This window comes from Sphingobacterium sp. UBA1897 (genome assembly GCF_002337775.1).
GTDB classification, from domain to species: Bacteria; Bacteroidota; Bacteroidia; order Sphingobacteriales; family Sphingobacteriaceae; genus Sphingobacterium; species Sphingobacterium siyangense.
Genome location: NZ_DDGR01000023.1, coordinates 431,904 through 455,390, shown reverse-complemented (window position 1 = coordinate 455,390; position 23,487 = coordinate 431,904). Strand labels below are relative to the sequence as shown.

15 protein-coding genes are annotated in these 23,487 nt (G+C 38.1%); 1 reads left to right on the top strand and 14 read right to left on the bottom strand.

Going from position 1 to position 23,487, the window contains the following annotated elements:
* The first annotated feature begins 301 nt into the window (after nt 1-301).
* Nucleotides 302-1,084: a DUF6794 domain-containing protein gene (locus tag B4N43_RS15250; protein ID WP_286735513.1), complete on the top strand. Its 783-nt coding sequence runs from the start codon at nt 302-304 to the stop codon at nt 1,082-1,084.
* A 406-nt stretch (nt 1,085-1,490) separates the two neighbouring features.
* Here B4N43_RS15250 and B4N43_RS15245 read toward each other — a convergent pair whose 3' ends face one another.
* The 14 genes from B4N43_RS15245 to B4N43_RS15180 form a co-directional block, all read right to left on the bottom strand.
* Nucleotides 1,491-3,440: a leucine-rich repeat domain-containing protein gene (locus B4N43_RS15245; RefSeq protein ID WP_286735512.1), complete on the bottom strand. Its 1,950-nt coding sequence runs from the start codon at nt 3,438-3,440 to the stop codon at nt 1,491-1,493.
* Nucleotides 3,441-3,445: 5 nt separating this feature from the next.
* A complete protein-coding gene (locus tag B4N43_RS15240) occupies nt 3,446-3,784 on the bottom strand; it encodes a hypothetical protein (protein WP_070566777.1) in 339 nt (112 codons plus the stop codon).
* 40 nt (nt 3,785-3,824) lie between these two features.
* The gene (locus B4N43_RS15235) at nt 3,825-5,384 is read right to left on the bottom strand and encodes a hypothetical protein (protein ID WP_286735511.1); all 1,560 of its coding nucleotides are present in this window, start codon (nt 5,382-5,384) and stop codon (nt 3,825-3,827) included.
* Nucleotides 5,371-6,822 carry a hypothetical protein gene (locus tag B4N43_RS15230; RefSeq protein ID WP_286735510.1) on the bottom strand — a complete coding sequence of 484 codons (1,452 nt, stop codon included), beginning with the start codon at nt 6,820-6,822 and terminating at the stop codon, nt 5,371-5,373. The genes B4N43_RS15235 and B4N43_RS15230 overlap by 14 nt, the downstream gene beginning before the upstream one ends.
* Nucleotides 6,823-7,029: 207 nt before the next feature.
* Complete coding sequence (locus B4N43_RS15225) at nt 7,030-9,561, bottom strand: glycoside hydrolase family 2 TIM barrel-domain containing protein (protein ID WP_286735509.1); 2,532 nt, start codon at nt 9,559-9,561, stop codon at nt 7,030-7,032.
* Nucleotides 9,562-9,688: 127 nt separating this feature from the next.
* Nucleotides 9,689-11,191 carry an alpha-L-fucosidase gene (locus B4N43_RS15220; protein ID WP_286735508.1) on the bottom strand — a complete coding sequence of 501 codons (1,503 nt, stop codon included), beginning with the start codon at nt 11,189-11,191 and terminating at the stop codon, nt 9,689-9,691.
* A gap of 85 nt (nt 11,192-11,276) precedes the next feature.
* The gene (locus tag B4N43_RS15215) at nt 11,277-13,268 is read right to left on the bottom strand and encodes a RagB/SusD family nutrient uptake outer membrane protein (RefSeq protein WP_075993653.1); all 1,992 of its coding nucleotides are present in this window, start codon (nt 13,266-13,268) and stop codon (nt 11,277-11,279) included.
* A 10-nt stretch (nt 13,269-13,278) separates the two neighbouring features.
* Nucleotides 13,279-16,785: a TonB-dependent receptor gene (locus B4N43_RS15210; protein WP_286735507.1), complete on the bottom strand. Its 3,507-nt coding sequence runs from the start codon at nt 16,783-16,785 to the stop codon at nt 13,279-13,281.
* An 84-nt stretch (nt 16,786-16,869) separates the two neighbouring features.
* Nucleotides 16,870-17,850, bottom strand: coding sequence for a FecR family protein (locus B4N43_RS15205; protein ID WP_286735506.1), 981 nt, complete (start codon nt 17,848-17,850; stop codon nt 16,870-16,872).
* A 73-nt stretch (nt 17,851-17,923) separates the two neighbouring features.
* A complete protein-coding gene (locus tag B4N43_RS15200; RefSeq protein ID WP_075993655.1) occupies nt 17,924-18,460 on the bottom strand; it encodes an RNA polymerase sigma-70 factor in 537 nt (178 codons plus the stop codon).
* 484 nt (nt 18,461-18,944) lie between these two features.
* Nucleotides 18,945-21,125, bottom strand: a complete 2,181-nt coding sequence (locus B4N43_RS15195; protein ID WP_286735505.1) for a PepSY domain-containing protein — start codon at nt 21,123-21,125, stop codon at nt 18,945-18,947.
* Between the two features lie 14 nt (nt 21,126-21,139).
* Nucleotides 21,140-21,625, bottom strand: coding sequence for a DUF2271 domain-containing protein (locus B4N43_RS15190; protein WP_286735504.1), 486 nt, complete (start codon nt 21,623-21,625; stop codon nt 21,140-21,142).
* A gap of 6 nt (nt 21,626-21,631) precedes the next feature.
* Nucleotides 21,632-23,170 (bottom strand): ankyrin repeat domain-containing protein, encoded by a 1,539-nt coding sequence (locus B4N43_RS15185; protein ID WP_286735503.1) that lies wholly within the window; start codon nt 23,168-23,170, stop codon nt 21,632-21,634.
* A 50-nt stretch (nt 23,171-23,220) separates the two neighbouring features.
* Complete coding sequence (locus B4N43_RS15180) at nt 23,221-23,484, bottom strand: hypothetical protein (RefSeq protein ID WP_145330156.1); 264 nt, start codon at nt 23,482-23,484, stop codon at nt 23,221-23,223.
* Nucleotides 23,485-23,487: the final 3 nt, after the last annotated feature.

Genomic DNA, 23,487 nt, shown 5'->3' with positions numbered 1-23,487 from the left:
TTTATTTTGTACTTGAATGGGGATTCCAAATAGTTTGCCAATAAATTTAACACGCTATTTGCCAATACACTACGAACGAATTTCTTTCTTAATACTGACTGTTATTGAACACTAGCCGTTCAATATTGAACAGGCTGCCAGCCATTTTCGATAATCTTATTCATTAATATTAAATTGATCACTTAAGTCTTATAACTGTTTGAAAGCATATTACATTTCTTGTGCAACGTTACCTAAGTTGACAGCTGTTAGAAAAGAATAAATTCTTAAATTAGTTCAAGAATTATTTAGATCTAATTAGTTGAATTTAAAACTGCTTTACACCAATAATATGACCACCCTAAGATTTATATTGCTTGCACTTATATCAGTTGTTTGGTCACTGCCCTCTGCTTCTGCTCAAAACTCCCTTCCTAGAAATCTGAAAGAAACAGCCTCATTCTTAAATCTTAACGTTTCGGATAGCCTAAAAAACGTAATCAAATATAGTGATGAGGTAGAGTTAAGTGAATTAACCGACAATGAACTTGAAAGTGAATTTGAATTGATTGACTCGCTCCTTTCGACTGGAAAATCTCCATTATTTACATATTTAAATAATAAAGGAATCCACAACTTTAAAAAAGATGTGATTTTGGAATACTATAAACAGCTACTCTCAGCAGGTTATGTAAAAGAAGATTCTCTCCTGAAGGCATTCAAACTGAAGGAAAACAAATTGAAAAAGGAAATCAGACAGCGGATGAATGCGGACACAATTGCCGGTATTTATATCCCGAAAAACCTTGACGATTGTTTTGTCCAAATAGACTCGTTCTGGGATGATAGCACCAAAAATAAAATAAGAGAAATGACAGAGTCAGAGTTTATGGCCGGCTCACATTTCGGATTTGGAATGTGGATGAGAAATAATTGGGGCCTCTGGGGAGGTTCAAGGCTCTCCGCATATTTCACTAAACGGGGAATAAGGCATCCTGACGACATGTCTGGCATCATATTAACAAGTTATTATAGGAAATTAAAGGGGAAAGATCCCAATGTAAAATCGCAGCTAGAGTATTATAAAAAGTACTGGACTCCATAAAACTTTTCAATAATACTAATAGTATTACCAATTTTATTTTTAACAGTTTTTGGGCTTTGTGTGAATTTTGATGGCCTAGTACCGTTTATTTTTCCGGTTATTACAATTCTTTTTTTTCTCGCATTCGCTATCCTTATAATACTTCCAAAAAAAGGATGATCATGCGGTCAGCTCCTTTATCATTTTATTCTATTCTTTTGGAATTTACCCAAAATTGATCGTCCGAAAAGAAATTTTTGAAACTTCATTAAGCTTGAATAGTATTACGTTATACCCCTTTGTTTCCGTCCAAAAATATTCTGTAAACATTCATCTGGAGCACCCTGTGCTATCGGACTTTATGTTTACTTCCTGTGGGCCATGCCTTAAAAAATTAACATATTTACAGGCAATCATGATCCGCTTATCAGTAATAAAATACAAGACCATCTCTTTTCGCAGTGATTTCCTTTAATTGATCATAGTCTATATTCAAACATTGATATAGCGTAAAAATCACACCTGAGCGCATGGAATAAATTTCATCGGGAAGTCGACCCAAATTTGTACCGTTCAAAATAACGTTATTCACGGCCTTCAAAGCACAAATCTCTACAGGAAATTTCTTGAGCTTGCTATAATTGAAATCCAGTTTTAGCAGACCGTCCAATTGTCCAAAACTGCTTGGAAAATCAGTAATCGAAGATGCCCTTGCATTGATTTCCTTCAGGCTCTTAAGTTTTCCGAATGTTTCCGGTAGACTTGTCAGTCTACTATTCTCCATATTCAGATAGGATAAACTACTTAATCCGCCGAACTCATCTGGAAGCTTCTCTACAGAAGGGGATAGCCAAAGATCTTCTAATTTTTTAAGGTTACCTATCGAAGCCGGTAAAGTTTTAAAATTACCGCCCACTAACCAGAATCTAAGATTAGACAAGTTCCCAATATTATCAGGAATAGATTGCAAGCTTTCTCCTTGAATCCAAAGTTGTTTTAAGCTCTTGAGGTTACCAAAAGATTGTGGCAGTTGCTGAAGCCTACTTTCTCCGTAAATTTCAAGCGTGTCCAACTTAGTCAAATTATCGATATCCGAAGGCAAGGTAACTGGTGATGATCCCGGATAAACAAAACTAAAACGTGCAAACCTCAAATTACGGCATTGACTCAAACTTGATGGGATATAAGCCTGTTGCGCGAGAACTTCCGTAGACACCAGTTTGGTCAAGTTTCCAAAATCTGAAGGAAGCTGGGTAACAAAGCAATCGAGGTGTTTTAAATTGACCAGTTTACCCAACGTGCCGTTGAAGTCTACATCGCCGACATACCGCATAATAAGGGTTTCGAGCGACTTTAAATTTCCAAAAGTTTTTGGCAATACCACGGTATATCCCAAATCGGGGGTTCGCATCGGTGTGAGGTGAAATGATTTCAATTTGGTTAGATTGCCAAAATTATCGGGAATGGTAAGATAATAGCCTACCCGATCCAGACTAAGTTCTTCAAGAGCAAGGTAATGATCGCCGAAAATAGTCGGAACATCTTTCAATGAAGATCCACCTAAAATAAGCTTCCTCAGATATTTAAATGCCTTAAGCGCAGGAAAAGAGCCCGGGTCATTAAAACGATGTGCAATACCTGAAGCCTGCATATTCATTTCAATAATATGTCCATCCTTATCTTCAACAACACGCCCACCGCGCCCCATTTGCAATTCATTTAATGCCTCGTCTTCTTGATATTCGCCAGTCTGTACCTTTTTGGTAAACTGATAATTTTTCCCAGCATAAGTCATCGTATAGGTAACTTGATAGCTGGTATTGGAATAACCATGCAGTTCAATAGTAGGGTTTTCTTCTACTGGCCTAGCCCATCCGTCGTGGTATGTGCTATGTAGATGACCATAAGCTTTATCGAAAGACCATTTACCTTTATATTTCGGATCCACGGCAAAGTGAAGTATCGTCTTAAAGGATGAAGGTGTGTTTTCTTTAATATCGATATGTAACTCGGGTATTTTAACATCGACTGTGGCCGTATTACTATTACCGCTACCTTTTACCGTCCAGGTAAGGATATATTCCTCTCCAGGCACTCCCCTAAAAAACGAATTAGGGTTATTAGGATCGTCGATTTTCACATAATCTTCCACTACAGTTCCTTTTGTTATACTCCATGTACCTGTTTCCCCTTTTTGTAAGGCGCTACCCTTTAGCTGGACGGTGAATTCGTCATATAGTTCAGTGGGCTCGGCCTTAGGTTCATATACTGTTTTCAGTACATCCTGGTATTCCTTCTTTGAACAGGCTACAAATAAAAAGCTTTCAAAAAAAACACAAAGAAATGAACACCAAAATAATGTAGACTTATTATACATGGATATTAAGGTTGAGTTGTAAAATTAAATATTGCTGAACGTACTGAATTCCCGTTGCTGTCGTTAACAATCAGTTGATAATAGTATTTTTTCGATTTTTCTAAAGGGGAAAAGAACACACTATACTTATTGTTATTTTGACTCACGGCATTGTAGATTTTTCCTCCGGTCTGTTTGTACATAACAGCAAGATCATCGTGTACATATACTTCAACTTTACTATATGGATACGAAGCAAGTGTAAAAGACAGTATGTACTGGCCTTTATCTAAAGTAACTTTATTTTGAATATCTGCAAAAGCATCTATTTCGTTATATACGGTTTCCTTTTTGCAGGAGCTCATAAGGACTAATAAAACTCCTATAAACCAGCATATACAGTTGTTATTGGATAGACATTTCATAAATTGAGCCTTCTAAAAAGTTAATATCAGCATTGAGGTAATACTTGTCTTTATAAGTGAACATTCCGCCAAAATACATATGATTTCCATTAATACTTAAATAGATAGGACTTAGCGTGTTTTTTACTATGTTGTACATCATAAAATTATTGACGTCCAATGCCAGTAATATATCACCATTAAAATTTATGGCACCTACTGGCGCATAAGGATAGGTTTGATGGGTTGTTCCGACACGATATAATTCTGTAAGTTTAAATGTGTTCGCGTCAACAGCATATATCGTTAAGGTATACCCGATATTGAAACCTTGGTCAAATACATTTGAAACTCCAAGTGCATATAATCTGCCTTTAACTGAGACAAAGCATTCACTGGAAAAATTAGTATCGAAATTGGCGATCTCCTCAAATTTATCTTTTGTCGGGTTATATTTGGCGACAATATTCTTTATTCCACGAGAATTCACTGTAAGTGTATACGTTTGGTAGACCGCATTATTGTGCACAAAGATACTATGATTACTATAACCGTGCGATTCTTTAAGTTGGGGCCGGCTAAAATAGTACTTTGAAAATTCGCGTTTTTCAATGTCAAAAGCTTGACAAAACAACTCATAACCATTGAAAAGGTCCGGCTCTAGCGAAGGCAAAATATGGCTAACTGGCAGTGCAAGAAAAAATATTCGATTTCCAATGGATACGGACTTTGGCGGAATAACCCCCATCGTATCGGGAATATGAGCAATATTCTGCAACCGGCTCGTTTCAGGATCAAAATGTGAAACAGAATTGTTCCAAAAATAATAGATTTGGTCATTGCAGATCGAAGGATAATTAGTTCTCCAGTTCGTCTTTTTCAGTCCTATGGCCAATGTATTTCCCTTATAAATAAAATCAATAGCCTGACCAATGATCTCTTTCTCTTTATAAATCACGCGCAACATATAATTGCCGTCTCGATACGGATAATAACCCGTTAGACTGATCTGATAGGTTCCATTTTTCGTTGCAATGGGATAGTTCATGTGAAGCGTGTCCATTCCAAATAGAAATTTAATATCCCTCAGATTAATATTATTAAGATTCTTCCCTTCAACCACAGTCCTAAACTGGCCCCTTTCATCATACTCTGCCTCTGTATTTGGCCAAAAGAGCGTAAAATCTTCTGGGAATGGAGCAGTTGTGGTTATTTCAGTTTTACGCTCAGATTCTATTGTGTTGCCATTATACTCGATGTAAGGCACCAAAATATAAGTAGATTCGGAATCCAGTTCATTCAATGTGAGTCGAAACATATCGCCTTCACGAACAGCTTCAACACTTTTTCCTTGACTGGGATTATCTTTTTTATAGTACCTGACGCCCGATTTTGTATATCCTAGACTGGAAATCTGATAGGTCATTGAAATTTCTTTATCCCGGACACTAGTGATGGCCTCATTAATAATCCTTGGAAAAACCTCATTTTTTTCAGTTTTACAGGCCGACATAAGAAAAACAAGCCCCAGTAGACAAAGGTATTTGTTAAAGTTGCCCATTTGATTTTGTTTTAATATAAATGAAATTCAAATTTTCATAGGACCAGGTTTGTATATAATAGAAAAACAGGTTGTATGAATTATCGACATTCTGGGTCATATTTTTAAACATATGCATCTCCAAATTAGGATATTGTAAAGTCGATAAGAGCTTCAGATCACTGTCATACTTATTTATAGTACCATAAGTGGATATTCCACCACCTTCTTGCTGTCCATAGACCACAATATTGTTATCATTATCAAAAAAAGCTCCTGCTGGCTTTAAATTGACGTACTCACCCAATTTTGCCTTGACATCGCCATTCTTATCAAATTTGACATACCTTAACGAATAGGAATAGAAGTCAAAACCCCAGAGATAAAAAATATCATTTTTATCTTTCAGTAAAATAGGCATATGGTATTGACGTTCGTAATCGCCAGGAAGCTTTCCATCAAACTCAAAAGTAGCCAGCACATTACCGTCCCGATCTGTTTTTTGCACCTTAATTTTTGTTGCTTCAGAATCAAGCAAACTATAATAGATCTGTTGCGCATTGTCTAACTGAATTGAAGAAATGCCAACGGAGCTATTTTTACGTTTCCAAACAACTTTAAAGTCGCTGGTAGTAACCTTTAACAGCTCTCCCCCACCTGTACCCATGATCATGTTATGTGACGCGTCAAACTGAACTGATGAAACGTAATCATTCGGAGACAAATCTATCGAAACGGGCTTCTCCAGTTTCAGTTTACCATTCGTCTGATCAATGACATAAATATCGTGTTTAACAATAATGAAAGCTTCATCTTGCTTAGAAGGCAACACTACATGTGGTGGTAAATCATAATAATTTAGATCCTGGATCAAGCGATACCATATAATCTGGCCTTTATTATTTGTACGATATACAATCAGTTTAAAATTTGTTTCTCCACCCTCATGCTGCAAAAATGTACAGATTAAATGTCCACCATCTTCCAGAAGACGGATGCTATTATTGCCCGTTATACGTGATTGCGTATGAATTTTGTATTCAACATAAGTACTTCCGTTAGTTGTGCTGCCTCCAACAGTTCTTGCATCGATGCTTTGTTCTTGTGTTATTCCCGTTTGGGAACTCGCAATTACACGGATCTTATAATTTGTATCGCCAAGCAAATTAATTAAGCTGTATTTTGTTATACTAAGATCCTTCGCTACAAGCTTATTATCGACATATATCGCATAGGATACTGGCTTAAAATGCGAACTGTTCACCTTATCCCAAGATAACTCTATTAAATCTTTGTTTGCAGCACTTACAACAAGATTCAAAGGATTTAATATTTCTGCCTGATCAATATATTCATCGGTTTTGCTCGCAATATTCTCCTTCTTGGAACATCCTCCAATTAATAAAATTAGAATTAAGAAAAATAGCTGAGCACAATGGTAAAAAATAGCTCTTTTCATAAAATGAAGTTACTCACCAAAGATATTAAAAAGGTTGTATCAAAAGCATTTTTTTAAACATAATTAATTGATGCATTAATTAGGCCAAATAATTCTCTACAATATTTAATAGACCTTTATGAGATTATCGTGCCCCACAAGCAAATTCCATCTATACACACACCTATATTATCTGATTGTACAGCATTATAGGATGAAACATATCATTTACTTCACCGTTAATTTGACGCTTGCTTTCTTCAATCCTTTTCCTTCTACTTCTGCTATAATTTCCCCAACAGAGTCTCTGCTTTCAACAAGAAAAACCAATTGACCATTAAAGCACTTCATGAAAGGCTTCTGAAATGATTCCAAACTTGTTGGATCTCCATTCGCCACAGCCTTAAATGCCCCCTGCCCTTTTACCTTGAATTTTAATTCTCGGTCTTCGCCTGTCACTATATTCCCCTGTTTATCAACCAGCGTAGCTGTGATAAAAGCAATATCTTTTCCATTTGCTTTCAATTGTTTCCGATCAACGTCTAAACGTACAGTATATAACTTACCTGCCGTCTTTACACTATCTCTTGCAGCTATATTTCCTAAAGAATCATAGGCAACTACCGTAACCGTACCCGGTTCGTATTTAGTATTCATCCACATCAAACGATAGCGCTTTTGACGCATAAAATCATTTTGTGCCTTTTTATCGTTAGAATTTTCCAAGGTAACATCAAAATCTTTCTTTTTTACTCCTTGACTTTTTCCATTGATAAAAATTTCCGCTGCAGGGTAATCTGTATAGACAAAAATTGGCGTTTTCTGTCCTTCGCGTCCCTTCCAGTTCCAATGAGGAAGAATATGAAGTGTATGCAATTCCTGGTTCCAATGGCTACGATAAAGATAATATCGATCTTTAGGGATACCGGCAAGATCTACAATACCGAACAAAGAACTATGACTTGGCCAATCTGTATAGTAGGGTGTCGGTTCGCCCAAATAATCGAACCCTGTCCAGACAAATTCACCTATTGCGTAAGGTAGATCGTCATGCTGAATAAAGTTATCTTCAGGCAAATCCGACCAGGAACAATGCTCTACATCATAACTCGAAGCCTGATGGTCGTCATATTTTGCCATCGATTTTCGTTCAACGGGAAATTTATAAACACCTCTAGAACTCAAAGTAGACGCAGTTTCAGTACCAAGAATTAACTGCTGTTGTAACTTTTTATAGGCTTGGGGGTATTTAAATGGACGATAATTAAAGCCTGCAACATCCATCGTTGAGGCAAAGCTACTATTTATAACCGCATCAGGGTTGTCCATCCCCTGGGTAACGGGGCGAGATGGATCCTCACGATGGCAAATATCTTGCAGATATCTCGCGACCTTAGATCCATCAGGACTTCCTTGTTCGGGTACTTCATTTCCAATACACCACATCACAACGCTTGGATTATTGCGGTAATGCCGTATCAGATTTACAAGATCTTTTTCGGCCCAATCGTTAAAATATTGATTGTACCCATTCTTCATTTTGGGAATTTTCCATTCATCAAAACTTTCCGCCATTAGCATAATACCCATTTCGTCACAGGCTTGCACCAGCTCCGGAGCCGGCATATTATGGGAAGTGCGAATGGCATTAACGCCCATATCTTTCATTATTCGTAACTGCCGCCTAATAGCGGCATCATTCACAGCTGCTCCCAAAGGCCCCAAATCATGATGCAAACACACTCCTTTAAATACGGTCAGCTTTCCATTCAAATAAAACCCTTTATTGGGTACCATAGCAATGCTTCTGATTCCAAATACGGTTTGATATTTATCGATTAATTTGCCGTTCTGATAGAGCTTGCTGACAGCCTTATATAAATTGGGGGATTGCAATTCCCACAATTGTGGTTTCTCAACGAACAATTCCTGTTGCATCTGCTGGATCTGGTAGTTGCCTATCTGATCATTCTTCTTCGCCACGATGCGTCCATGGCTATCGATAAGAATAGTTTCTAAGGAAAGAGAATCTTTCGATAGATCTATACCGGCTAAATCAGTCCGAACCTGAATTCGCGCGAAATCCTTTGTGATCTCAGGCGTCGTAATATAGGTGCCCCAATGTGCAATACTTGTTTTTTCAGTGATCTCCAATCGAACATTTCGATATAATCCTGCGCCAGGGTACCAGCGGGATGACTCAGACTTATTTTCTAATCTTACCGCGACCAAATTTTGACCCGGACTCACATACTCGGAAACGTCAAAATAAAAACTATTATAGCCATAAGGCCAATTGCCGACCTTTTTCCCATTCACAAAAACGACAGCATTGCTCATAGCACCATCAAACTGTAAAACCGTGCGCTTATTTTGAACGTTTTGTGGCAATTCAAATTCTTTACGATACCAGCCAACGCCTACAAACGGAAGTCCACCAGTCCGACCTGCATGTTCCAATGCTTCCTTTTGTCCATCTTGAGCAATAGCCATATGCTGCTTATCATTGTTGGCACTAAATGGGCCATAAATTGCCCAATCATGCGGAACACGAACAGTCTGCCATTCGCTTGTAATCAATCCGATATCAGCGAAGTTTGGCTGATCATGTTTTGTAAATTTCCATCCATCCTCGAGCATGGTTACTATTCGTTCCTGAGCAAATAAAGTATTTGGTCCAATAGATATTATTGCACATAGTATAAATTTCAGTCCTCGGGTTGAAAAAATGGATAAATAAGATTTAGATTCTTTTTGCATCTATAGCATTTTAAGGTTGAGTTTGTTCATAAAAACAAATTGAAGATCCGAAAATACAACTTATGTATAACATAATAAAATTATTCAGATCTTTTGTGATTGGAATTAAAGCTGAAATCATGATGTGCTATTCAAATGCTCCTCTTTCATTGAAATAGAGTCCCAGCTGTTCTATTTGTGGGTTTAGGCGAGATTGTAAAATGTTGATTCTTAATCTCTGGGCACTAACTGTCGGAAAAGTCAATAAACGTTTGTTACCGATAGTAGTTCCTTTCGACACTTCTCTCCAGACTCCATCTTGCCAGATCTCCAAATTAAATCGCTCGACACGTTGCCCTAAAGCGATGGTTTCCTGTAAGGAAAGAACGTTGAACGCGGTTGCTTTAGGTAGGGTATATTCAAAAGTTGCTATACTGTTTTTTTCATCTTTCGTCGTCCAAAATGGCATTTTTTTCCATTTTTTTAAAACGAGGCCTGCAGTATGGAGTTTAGCTTTGCTTAAAAGATTTTTCGAAAACAATGCTGTGCGCCAGTCATTCCACTTTTTTAAATTTGCAGCATCTACCGAATGAATCAAACCTGCAGTTGTTGGTGGAATATTAAGCAACAAGACACCATTTTTCCCTACCGAATTAAAATAAATATCCATCAACTTACCCGGGCTTTTGACTTTGTTATCCTCTTCCTCGTGATAGAACCATCCCGGGCGTATAGAAACATCAGTTTCCGCTGGGTACCATACCAGCCCTTTTGCCTCTTTGATCCTTTCTCTGCTCCCAAGATCTTTATTACGCATATCTCCGGCCGGTTTAATATTCATCTGCTGTTGCGATCCTGCAGCTATCTGATTTTGTGCTAGATTACTAGCCGGTACAACTGACCATTCTGTGTCCCGTCCATACCCCGTTTCTGTACCGACCCATCTTACATCGGGTCCCATAACTGCGATAACGGCCTCAGGTTGTTTTTCACGTATAACCTGATAATAACGATTCCAATCGTATTCCTGCTTTTTACCGTTAGGTCCCTCTCCGTTAGCACCATCAAACCAAACTTCATCAATCTGACCATATCGGGTCAGTAATTCGCTCAATTGGGCAACAAAAAAATCATTATAAGCTTCTGACCCATAAGAAGCTTCATGTCGATCCCAAGGGGAAAGATATACCCCCAACTTCATATCGTATTTTTTACAGGCCGCAGCAAGTTTGCCAAAAATATCTCCTTTTCCCTTTTTGTAAGGAGAATTTTTAACCGAATAGTCTGTTGTATTCGTTTGCCAGAGGCAGAAGCCATCGTGATGCTTCGCGGTAAGAATCAAAAGTTTGATTCCACCTTCCTTTGCTGTCCTAACCCATTGTTCTGCATCTAATTGCGTCGGATTAAATAATTTTGGATCGTCTTTCCCTTCACCCCATTCCTTATTTGTGAAGGTATTGATCCCAAAATGGAGAAATCCGGTCACTTCCAGCTTTTGCCAATCAAGCTGTCTTTGGGTCGGTATCACGTTGGCAGCTTTGGTTACAATAGCAGATTCTGATTCTCCGGGTTGTAATGCAATCATATTTTGAGCCGAAGCGTGAAAAACCGCTGCCAATAACAGTAATGTAATTGTATTAATTTTCTTCATTTGATATTTATCTGACAAAAATAAGATAGCCGGAATAATCTCCGAACTATCTTATCTTCAAAATTTTCGTAAAGGTTCCGACCAATTATTGATTGGCCCCCTGATTGGCAACTAAAGGCCAATTCGGGTTTTGATAGATAATTGAACCAGCTGGGCTACCATCTGTCGAAGTTATGCTCAAATGACTTATTGCTATGGGAGACAAATAATGGGCACTGGTCCAGCTATAGCCATTTAGAACAAGATTGTTAGCCGAAAGATTAATCCGATAGGGTCTTAAATATTGACTTTCCTGTGGTGAAGACACATTTGCGGTTTTTCCTGCTGTGCCGGGTACGATTAAAGTCGAGACGCCTTTATCTTTGTACCAGTCTTGCATAGGCCCCCACAGCCTCATCCCTTCAATAATGTATGGATTGCTTGCTAGCTGATCAAGAGCCCGCCAACGCCTAAGATCATTAAATCTAAATCCCTCGGCAACTAGTTCCAAACGGCGCTCCCTTCTAATATTATAAAGAAGTTTGTCAGATAGTAATTGTCCTGCTGAATATGCAGCAAAGTCACCCTGAGCTTCCTTTTGCATGTCGGTCGCATTTACGGTTGCCATAAAATCTGTATTTACACCTGCTCTTTCTCTGATTTTTGTCCAGTAACTATTGGCTTTTGCATCGATCACTCCCTTTGCAAGATAACTTGCTTCAATATAGTTTAGATACGCTTCGACTGCGCGAAATATAATCGAGCCTGTGGTACCAGTCTGTCCCTCAGCTTGGGCAAAAAGATAGCTCATTCCTTTTTTCAAGGCATAACCTGTCACGTACCTTGTTTCGGCTAGTCCGATAATATCTGGTCTCGGCTCTGTCTGCACAGCACCTGTCGAAGAAGTCTGGTTGGTATAACTCAATTCCCCAGGTGCTTTCATAAAGAGCTGTAAGCGATTATCCCGATTTTTTTTGACGAGGCTGATGGAATCGTCACCTGCATACCCAGCGTTAGAAGCATAAATAGGCAGTCCGTTTTTCATGGTGAAATTTTCCACAAGACCTCTTGAATATCCAGAATTTCCGCCATTACGGTTCATGTAGTGATTTACAGCATGCGTAATTCCTAAAGGCATTGAATAACTCCGCCATAAAAGGACTTCACTGTAACCGTTTAGATTTTCATCACCAAACATTTTAAAATAGGGATTTGAAGATGAATTATAACCATCATCCTTTGTATTTCCAACAAGTTCGACTGCATCGGCTACCTGAGCGGCGGCTGTCATCGACTGTTCTAAGAAATAATTGATCTCATTATCGATATTGATCGAAAAATTTGGATGCGATTTTGCACCCGGCCAGCCAGTACCACCAGGGACAAAAGCAGTTCCTTTATGGTATTTTAGCCAAGAGCCTTCAAATAATCCTACACGAGATTTAAAAAGTAAAGCAGCCTTTTTTGAAATACGGTTTTTCCCGTCCGGAGCAACATCGTTCAGCAGTGTAATCGCCGAATCCAAATCAGAAAGAATAAATCTAACCACCACATTCCTAGGTTGTCGAACAGAAGCAGCGGTCAGCTCTTCCATATTATCTTTCAGTGTATTTCTGATGATCGGAAAATCACCTAGCGCCTGTACCTTAGTAAAATATTCATACGCTCTCAAAAAATAAGCTTCTCCCACATAATGGGTTATATTTGCGGAATTTCCTGTTACCTTACCATTTTTCCATTTTGGAAGTACTTGTTCAAGAAAATAGTTCAACTGTCTAATCTGGGTAAAATCCCATTCACCTCCGGAACTTGGCACACGCCATTCTCCCGGGACCCAGCGTGTCGAATAACTTGAAGTCACCTGGTTATCAGTACCGTTATCGTTGGCAAATGTTCCAAGCCCCCAGCCAGAATGGGATGGAAAGGCATAACGTCCAACAGTATATGCAGCTAAGTCCGCTTCTGTATTTAAATATTCTTGTGGTGTTACATTGGATAAGGGTTCTCTATCCAAATACTTATTGCAGGAGTGCAAAGTGAACAACACGGTCATTGATAGCAACCAAGAAATTGTGGAGAAATAATATGTTCTTTTCATATCTATCTGTTTAAAAATTCAAGTTAAGTCCAAAAGAATAAGTCGTCGAAAATGGATATGTTTTTCCATCGTTCCACCCTCCAAGTCCAACGGTTTCCGGATCAAAAACCTTGGCCATTTTGGTAAAAGTCAACAAATTTTCACCTGATGCATAAATTCGAATTTTGGAAAATCCTATTTTGGTCAATAGCTGTGGAGAAAACGTATATCCAAACTGAGCATTCTTTAAACGTAAATAAGCGGCGCTTTGCAAATATCTCGTTTGCGTTTGCTGATTTTTTGAGGTATTAAAATAAGGTCTTGGTAAATAGGAATCTTTATTAACACCTAATATACCATTTTGTACCATAGTGGAATTCTCATCACGGTAGAAGTCCATATTCTCAACAAATCCAGCAGATTGCCACATCCCGCCATTCGCTCCCCAAAAATATGGGCCATTGGGCATATAATCGCGTTTTCCAACACCTTGCAAGAAAATCCCTAAATCGAACCCGCTATAATTGAAATTTAAATCAAAACTGTAACGATAGCGTGGGGCCGAATTTCCTATAATTGCCAGATCCCCTGGGTTAGCCAACGTATTGGCTCCATTATTAACCTGACCGTCTCCGTTGAGATCAGCATACATGATGTCGCCAGCTTGCCAGTTTGTCCCGAAAGACTGTTTGGCATTAGCGAGGTGTGCAGCCATTTCTTCCGCGCTCTGTGCTATTCCTAAAGTTTGATATCCCCAGATCTCCCCATTCTTCCGGCCATCATACCAAGTACTCAACGTACCAGTAGGATTAGGATATTTGGTTACTGTCTGACGGTCGTCGGAAAGTACAGCTCGTGCGCTATAATTCAGTTTACCGATATGATCTTTCCAGTTTACTTCAATTTCGAAGCCTTTGGAATTCATCTCGGCATTGTTTAAACGCGGTACAGCCGTGCCCAAAATAACAGGAAGTTCTGGTGCTGGTCCTATCATATCGAATGTATTCCGACGATAGACTTCAAGAGATAAACCTAAACGATTGGAAAGTGCCCGCAAATCAAGCCCCACATTCCAGCTTGATACACGCTCCCAGGTCAATGTAGAGGCAATAAGCCCAGGTGCACTGGCTGTATTTGTTTTTTGTCCATTCAAAAGCCAGGTACCATTAGCTATACTCACTGGCATTGTTGCATAAAAAGGATACCAATTGTCCGTATATTGGTTTCCCAGCTCGCCATAGGAACCACGCAACTTAAACATGGAAACATGCTCCTTGATAGGCCAAAATGATTCATTCGCTATGTTCCATCCAACGGAAACGGAGGGAAAGAGATTCCAGCGCAAGTCTCTTGGAAAACGTGAAGAGCCATCGTATCGCCCATTCGCTTCAAAAAGATATTTATCTTTGTAGTTATAGTTTAAACGTCCAAAAAAACCAGCGGTAGCCCAATGTTGGTAGCCCCCAGAAGCTCTTGGATTAGTGGTCGCAGTATTCAATGTCGGTATATTATCTGTGATTAGATCGCTCATGCTTCCATTAAGATCTCTATACTTATTGAGCTCTGAATTGAAACCAGCCAAAATTTTGAAATGGTGATCATCGTTGATGTCAAAGGAATAATCTGAAAAGAAATTTGTACTGAAATATTCATCTTTTCGATTGTATTCGGACACATTGGTATATCCTGCCGCATTGTATCCTACCGCAACGGGAAATGGATTTCCTTTTGCATCATTTGAATAAGCTCTCAAAATTTCAGCATGATCATTTTGACTCGTAATGCGATAATTGACATTTCCTGTTACATTCAAGTTTTTGATTGGCTGATAATGCAATTGCAGCTGTTGATAGAGAAAATCTTTCTGAAATTTTGAACGCCCCCCCTGCTGCAGCTGCAAGATTTCACTTGGTTCGGAATAATTTCCATTTGGATCGTACAAAGGTATCGTAGGCCATCTTCTAGCTATATTATGATAATATAAATCATTCATATGGCTTGCTTTTTCGTAGTCTTCACGTACAAAACGCGTATTGTACATCAAGTCTAACTTATCGCTAATCTTTGCATTGATTTTCGTAGCTATCGAGTATCGTTGAAAATTATCATTGGCAAATCTGTTCAAACCGTTTTGATTCATGTAATTTGCAGAACTATAAAAATTCAGTTTTTCAGTCCCCCCATTCAAACTGAGTGTGTGTTCATGGGAAGTTGTAAAGTTCCGATAAAACTCCTTAAACCAGTTTGTATTCCCATTAGATCCTGTATAGTATTGAAATCTGTCACTAGCATTTGGGGTAGTCGTCGTTTCAATTTCGCCTTTCTGATAAGCATCAATTCGTTCCAATACCTCCTGCGAAAATTTTGCTCCCTCACCATCGTTTGCTGCGACTTCATTGAAATAATAAGCAAATGTTTTGGAATCTAACATCGTGGGTAGTCCTCTTGGCTTGCCCAGTCTGATATTATTGTTATAATTTGCAGTTATCTTCCCCGATTTCCCAGATTTTGTCGTAATGAGGATTACTCCGAAAGGTGCTCTGGACCCGTAAATAGCCGAAGCTGCTGCATCTTTAAGTACGGTGATATTTTCAATATCCTGAGGATTAAGTGCATTCATATTGCCTTCCATCCCATCTATTAAAACCAAAACTGATGAACTTGACCCCACGCCTATCGTTCCTGCACCACGAATATTGACACTTAAATTTTGATTTAGCTCACCCCCCAGTCCGGTTGTCTGTAAATTCAGTCCAGGGATCATGCCCTGAAGGGCCTGTCCAACATTCTGCACAGGTCTTGATTCTAACTCTTTACCGTCAAGAGAAGAAACCGCACCGGTCAAATTTGCCTTCTTTTGTGTTCCGTACCCCACTACGACAACTTCTTCCAAGGCCCTATCTTGATTGGCCATTGTCAACAGCATTGGATTGCGACTCGCATTTTCACTTAAAGAAGCATACCCCACATAGGAAAAATCCAAAATGGATTTTTCATTTGCTACTTTTAAAATAAATGTTCCGTCTTCTGCTGTCAATACAGTATTTGAAGTACCTCTCTCCGTTACAGTCACACCTGCAATTGGTTTTCCCGATACATTTAACACTGTACCTTTAATTTCTATCCGTTCTGATTTTTGATTTGGGCTATCTTTTAAACTAGTTCTTTCCTGTGGTTTAACAATAATAGTGTTGCCTTCAATCACAAAATCTAGATTCTGCTCGGTGAGCGCTTTTTTCAACACCAATCTCAGATCCAGTTTGGAACCTGAATAAGTGATTAATTTTTTGTTTTGCAGAATATCCGAATCATAAATAATCTGATATCCTGTTTGTCTACGGATTTCTTTTAGGGCCTCAGTTAAGGTTGCATTTTTTAGATTCAGGTTTAATTCTTGTGCCTTGACTAAAGGAAGACTTTGGAGAGCGATTAAACCAAAGATAGTCCCTATTCTTGACGATCGCTTAAGAAGAGTTAAAGCGGATTTGTCCCGAACAAACCCAAATTTGTTTTTTTTCAGGTGAAATTCTTTATTCATGTTTTTAGGTTTTATTGTAAAAGGGGCATTATCCCCATTCTTACAATAAAGAGTCTCCTAAACGCTACTACCCTAAAAACTTTTTTAAAAAATTATTTCATGATCTTTTAACGTGATGTTCAAATTGCCTGATTTTTTTATGAGATCCAAAATCTCAGAAAAAGAGCGATCTCTTTTAAGAAAAAGTGTGAAATTCCGATTTGGAACTTTATTGGGATCAAAATGAATTGGATAAATATTAGCAAGATCTGAAAGAATATCGCGCAAGCTTTTATTTTCGTAATACAAATTACCATCTTTCCACGATGTATAATCTTCGGTTATAGCAATTGTTTTACCAATAGCCCCTTGATCATCCAGCATGGCCATCTCTCCAGGAATAAGTAACTTATTTTTTCCTGATTTAATACTTTTCAAAGCTATACTTCCTTCTGTTAATACAGTCTGCTCGACTTTTTCACGAGACAAAACATTAAACTTTGTACCTAAAACAGCTATCCGCTGTTTCTCTGTCAGAACAATGAAATCCTGTTTAATACCAGCCTGTTGTCTCTTAGCAACCTCAAAAAAAGCTTCTCCTTTTAAACTTAAAATCCGATTTTTTAAAAAATCACCTTTGTAGCTCAACTCAGAATTGGAATTGAGAAATACCGTTGTTCCATCTTTTAACAAAACCTTATACAATCCACCAACCCCAACACGCAAAACAACATCATCAAATTCGGAGGTTGATGATTCTGTCTGTTCAATAATCAACATATCTTTCTTTTTACTGACCTTGAAAGGTTTGTTTTTATTATTCTCCCATTCAGCAAGCGACATGGGCCTTGATCCTGAGATTGTGATATCACCTGCTGTAATATCGGCATAAAGATGTTCAGCTTTTTGGGGGGACAGGTCAATGGAACGAGAATAGAAAATATAGAAGCTAACAGAACAAATAGATAAAACAAAAAATAGGATAGCACCATTCAACAAACGCTTTTTACGTTTCTTTGTGCTAATCGTTGTTAGAATACGATCAAAAGTTTGTTTTTTTATATGTTCGCTATCGTTTAGGGGCATGTGTTTATAATACAGATGAATTTGAAAGATTTTAATTTGTTAATACGACAAGTTAACGAAAAGGCGAATATAATTATAAGGCTTTTCGTAATTTATTCAAGACTTTTGATATATGATATTCGACAGATTTAATACTAAGATTCATTTTTTTTGCGATTTGTTTGTAGGATAAATCATCTTCTCGACTCATAATAAATATTGCCCTTGTTTTGATTGGAAGTCTTGCTAGTAAGCCATCAAGCTGATCAGAAAGCTCTTTATACGAAAGCTCATCATGCTCAATCGCGATGTCTAACAACAGGTGATCCTCTACTTCATTTAACCTACGTAATTTCCTCAGCAGCTTAAAACATCTGTTTTTTGTACAAATGAATAAATAATCTTTTAACGATGACTGGATGTTTAATCGTTTATGACGGGCCCACAACTCGGTAAAGACATCATGTAAAACATCTTGTGCTAGCGATTCTTCCTTCATTAATCGTAAAGCAAAGCTATAGAGGCCATCCCAGTAAAAATTATAAACTAAGGAAAATGCTTGCATATCTCCGTCTTTTAGACAGCGCAAAATTTTATGCTCTATTCGACTTTCCACTTGATTCGATTCCATATCGGTAATTAAAATGTTCTTTCAAAGGTTAGCAGATGTTTAAGATTAATTGGTTAGATTAAGAAAAAATGCCAACAATATTATGTATTACATAAATACAATATTAATATTTTTTTATAAATGTATAAAACGATATATAAAATTTTTAAATAAAAAATTAGTCCAAATTTTGCTTTGGCCTCGAAATCATAGTATCACCTTGGTATAGTTATATGTTTATTTCATTGAAAGATCTAAAACTGGATAAGAAGCAGCAAAGTTGGGGATCAATCGACACGCTAGAGTAGTTGTACTCCCCAGCAGCGATATATTTTGTCTGTGCATTATAAAATAAAGCCCATGATATCGTAGGAACACAAACTTGGTTGACTGTAAGAATATCAATTGTTTAAACAAAAAAAATCCACATTAATTCTTAAATTAGAGGATAAACCTATTTCAGCATAACAATGCGAGCAATAAAATAAACCTCATATCTATTTAACTAATAACAATCAAAAAGAATTTGTGACTGTTCAATAAATTTATCATAGGCGTCGGGGTGATTTACGAAACAGATTTCTTTCAAAATGCTGACTACACCTTGTTGCATGGCAAGCGAGCCACAAAGCATAATCACACCTCCTCTATTTAATGAGCCCCAAATACGGGCACTATTTTCCAATAGGTAATCACTAACATATCGTTGATCGCCCTCTCGGGACAAAGCGAGGCATAGGGCACTTAAATTGCCATTCTCTAGGTGTGATTCAATATATGGACGATATATGTCGAATGAAGATTCTCTTCTGAAACCACAATACAAGTGGATGGGAATCTTTTTATAATTTTCATCAATTATCCCTAAAAATGGAGCTATTCCTGTTCCGTTAGAGATAAGTATCAGTTCCCTGGCATATTTTGGAAAACGGAAATGATCATTCTTGATCAGTTTAGCATCTAATACATCTCCTTTATCGAGCTGATACAAAAAGTTAGAACCTAGACCGTGCTCATATAACTTAATACTTAGCAGGATCTGGTCACCGATCTTGCCAATAGAATAAAGACGCTCTCGATGATCATTTCGTGGATAAATTGCCAGTAAATCCCCTGAGAAAACATGCTTAGATTCCAGCTTAATAATAAATACTTGCTCTGAGTTTAGTGGAGTTCTCTCGACAACTGATAGCTTTTTCAATTGCTGGGAACTCGGTGTTAGCAATTCTCTAGGAAGTAACATGGGGCAATCAATAAGCTGCGTCCAGGCTGTAAGCCAATTACCAAAATCTTGTGGTGATCTATCATTTACTTTATGAAGGGGTAACATTTCGGTAGCCCAATACTGTTTCTTCAAAGCGTCATCCACATCATCAGCAAATTTGCAGTACAATGGATAACTCCTGGAACCAAATCCCACAACAGAATACGTAACGTGATTAGCTTGCGCATATTTATTTAGTTTTTCAACAAATAGCTTTGCGTTTGAAGGTGGCTCACCCTGACCGTAAGTGCTGGTCATAATGACAAAATGTTTTGCCTTGAGAAAAAGATTAAACTTATTCATATCGGTAAGATAAACTCTTTTTCCTTGCTCAATTAGTCGTTTGTAAATAGCGCTTGCAAAATGAAAGGTACCTCCATTTTCAGATCCAATTAAAAAGATAATTTCCGCTTCCGTTTCTCTAAATACATTTTTAATATTGCCTTTCTTCCGTTTTAAACTGATAGCAAAACCAGAGTAAATAAAAAACAGTATGTAACCCGAATTGACAGCAAGAATAAGTGCCCATATAATTCCCGAACGACCGGTATGCCAACGCAGACTTAAATCTGAAATACGATAGGCAGTTGAAAAATCCTGAAAGGCTAATACTTCACCTGTAAATTGATTGAGATAAAATTCGCGATCTTTTAGCTTGACGTAATAATAGTCTTCTGGAAACTCTGAAAATGGATATTGCAATTTTTTGAGATTTGCCAACGTCAGAGCTTTCCATGCATCAAAATTAGCAACTTCTTTAAAAGGCTCTTCTTTAAGCGAGTTTTCATCGATACTGGAAATAATATTAGTCGCTTTGTATGTGAAACCAAAAATGGTCAAGTAAATTCCCGTAACAGAAAGCGCTAGAATAAAAAATAGAGAGAGTCTTCCCAGAACAACATGATAATAATGAAAAAGACCGGTTTTTTCCACGTTTGAGAAGAAACGCCGCCATCCTTTCTGCCGTTGTACGACCAACAATATTCCCGAAACAGCTATTAATAAAAGTGCTCCAGCCGTAATGCACATAATAATACGCCCGGTATTATGTAAAAATAAGGATCGATGTACAACTGTCATCCACTGAAAAAAGGGTTGTTGTGCTTGAGGGGTTCCAAGAATCTCACCAGTTACAGCTGAAACGTATTTCTTCTGATCAACACCTTTAGCATCAGCGTACTTAACAATAACATTATCGTAATCATCCACCTCAATTTCCTGTATACCTTGAAATTTTTCCTTGAGCAATGGAATGGCATACGCTAAAGAAATAGTATCGGATCTGTCAACCTGGATGTTTTGGGATCGCATTAAAATTGGTTCGAACGCCAAGAAAAATCCAGAAATCGATGCTACAGTTAATAATAAAAACGAAGATATAGCCAGTGTTAAGTGACTATACCTCCATACAGAAATGATCATGCAGTATTGAAAAATTAATTTGTGCTAAATCTCACATAACGTATATATCCCGTACCATCTGTCTTTTTTGAAAGCCCTTCGGCAGTCAAAGGTATTTCCGCGTCTTTCTGATGATAGGGATTGTGCTCAACAGCCGACTCAAAGCGAATTTTATACCCCGCATTGAGTTTCGAGTTATCGATGTTAATACTCATGACAGTGCGATCGCCACCAGAAATAGATGCGCCAGTAATCGCACTGATATCCGTAGGCTTTTTCTTAAAAGCCTTGTGCCAGGCTTTGAGATCCGGGTACCATTTTTGATCGCTTCCTAGAATATAAAGTGTTTTTTCGTACTCATCGTTTTTATTCACAAGAGAAACCACAATATAAGATGCGGGACCAGAATAATTATTTAATTGAATCATGCACTTATACTTGGTACTGGACTGTGCTTTCACATGTATCACCGCGGATGCAACAGCAATAAAAATCAATACATATTTTAACTTTTGGATCATACGTCTCTATTTTAGAAAATCAACGGAAATATTAGCTTGTTTCAATAACTCATTTTCAGAAGCTAGATCATATGCTGTTTCTCCGAAAGAAGTCTGCAGTTCTTTTTTTGCACCGGCGGCAACTAAAACCTGGAGTACATCATCTTTTTTAGCCAGCATGGCGGCTTTATGCAATGCGGTCATCCCTTCAGCATTTTTCGCGTTGACATCTATTCCCAGAGTTGAGACCTTTTTAAGTAGATCTGGATCATTTTTGGTCACGGCCAAATGGTACAGAGTACTTCCATCAGAAGCAGAAGCAGCCACATTCAGTCCCTTTTCCTTTAGGAGATCCAGTTTGTTTCCTAAATCTACTGCTGGAGAAATTTTTGGAGCAGCACTTTGTCCGCCTGCGTTTCTTCCACCAAAACCACCTCTGCCGCCAGCACCACGGTATGCATCCACTGCAATATAAGCTAAATTGTGTCCATCGTTATCCTCAAGCTTTACATTTGCTCCGCTTTTTACCAATAATGATACTACTTCGGCCGTTGAACTTTTCACGGCATTCGTAAGTGCAGATTCGCCTTTATTATTGACAGCGTTGATATCTTTTACATTTGGCAATACCCCCTCAACAATTTCGGCACTTTTGATACCGGCGATTCCCATAAAAGCAGTGTTACCATTTCGGTCTTTCTGGTTAACGTCAACTCCTTTCTCTAAGAAATAAGCGATAATATCACTTTGGTCCTGCTTACCGGCGATAAGATGCAAAACATTTTGCCCTTGTTTATTAGTCGCTTTAGGATCCAGTTTTAGATCTTCAACAAGAAACTTGTAAATACCTATGGTGTTAGCGCTGCGGAAAGGTCCCTGGGCTGCAATTGTCAGCGAGTTATCTGTATACTTCGCATCTTTCTGTATCAGCTTCCGCAGAATATCCACATTCCCCAACTTAGCAGCATAGTCAACTATGGTAGCACCATTGTTATCTACTGAATGAAGTGAAACACCTTTAGAAACAAGATAATCCGTGATCGCTAAATCATGATCTGCTGGAGCCGCCAACAATAAAATATTTGCTCCGCCCTTTTTCTCAAACTTTGTATTGACATCGAATCCATTTTTAACGAAAGCCTCCAATACAGGAAGTGTAGTTTTACCTACATAGGCCGAATAACTCAATGCTGTCTGATCATGGGCATCGGTAAAATTAATGTCTGAACCGCTCTTTATAAGACAATCCACCGCTTCGCCATTTCCTTTGGACGCGGCAGCATGTAAATAAGTACGCCCCTCATGAATCCCGCGTTTGAAATCTACACCGGGCTGGCCAGCAAGAAATTTGATCACATCAATGGGAGCATCATTGTTAATGGCTAAGCTCAGTGGATCATCACCAGCCATGACTTCTTTAAAATTAAAAGCTTTCTTTGAGAATTCAGATTTTACAGCCTCTATCGTTGGATTACCTGTCCAAAACTCTTTATTCAACAAAGTGCTTTCCTGTGCCTGTGCCTGCATTGCAAAGAACAATGACGCTGCAACAAATATTTTTTTCATTTTTTAAAATTGTGTTTAGATAACTGAGCTTGTTTCGCGGAAATTAGATACTAAGTATTGTCTTGGGTCATTAAACGATAAGATACAGATCGGTTGCCTCGCGATTCCCTACGCAAAATCCCACATAAGGTCATAAAACGGAAGGTAGTACGTACAGTAGACCAGGAAACAGACCGATTCTCTCGTAATTTTATCCAAAAATCATCAATACTGTCTATGACTTCGACCTGACAAACAGCCTCGACGATCCATTTTTGCCTATCTGTGATAATGCATCCGCGATTTTTCATCGTCTCAATAATTTCCTCTTTCATAAA